The organism is Paenibacillus rhizolycopersici, from assembly GCF_014947195.2.
GTDB classification, from domain to species: domain Bacteria; phylum Bacillota; class Bacilli; order Paenibacillales; family Paenibacillaceae; genus Fontibacillus; species Fontibacillus rhizolycopersici.
This window is the reverse complement of record NZ_JADCNN020000053.1, coordinates 1-498: the sequence shown is the minus strand read 5'-3', so window position 1 is coordinate 498 and position 498 is coordinate 1. Positions and strand designations below refer to the sequence as shown.

Annotated in this window: 2 tRNA genes and 1 rRNA gene; all 3 read right to left on the bottom strand. The window is 50.6% G+C overall.

Features of this window, described 5'->3' with window-relative positions:
* Nucleotides 1–93 precede the first annotated feature (93 nt).
* The 3 genes from IM700_RS22985 to rrf all read right to left on the bottom strand — a co-directional run bounded on the left by IM700_RS22985 (nt 94) and on the right by rrf (nt 448).
* A tRNA-Ala gene (locus IM700_RS22985) sits at nt 94–169 on the bottom strand.
* A 47-nt stretch (nt 170–216) separates the two neighbouring features.
* Nucleotides 217–293: transfer RNA gene (locus tag IM700_RS22980), tRNA-Ile, on the bottom strand.
* A gap of 38 nt (nt 294–331) precedes the next feature.
* Nucleotides 332–448, bottom strand: a 5S ribosomal RNA gene (gene rrf / locus IM700_RS22975).
* Between the last annotated feature and the right edge of the window lie 50 nt (nt 449–498).

Here is a 498-nt window from a genome sequence, read left to right as displayed (position 1 = left end):
ACTTGTTTTGACACAAGTTCAGCTAAAAGGAATGTTTCTAAAACGCAAATTTCGTTTCGTTTATCCAGTTTTCAAGGATCAAGGTAAATCATATGGTGGAGCCAAGGAGGATCGAACTCCTGACCTCCTGCTTGCAAGGCAGGCGCTCTCCCAGCTGAGCTATGGCCCCAAAATAATCCCCATTAAGAGGCGTGATGCCAATCGTTATGGGATATATGGTGGGCCCTAGTGGACTCGAACCACCGACCTCACCCTTATCAGGGGTGCGCTCTAACCAGCTGAGCTAAGGGCCCATAACGGATATTTATTTGTGAACCCAAAAATGGGCTGCGCTTGGCGACGTCCTACTCTCCCAGGACCCTTCGGTCCAAGTACCATCGGCGCTGGAGGGCTTAACGGTCGTGTTCGGGATGGGTACGCGTGGAACCCCTCCGCCATCATCACCAAACGCATGAGAGTTTGAACTCTCAAAACTGACCAACGAGTGAGTAACTTTGC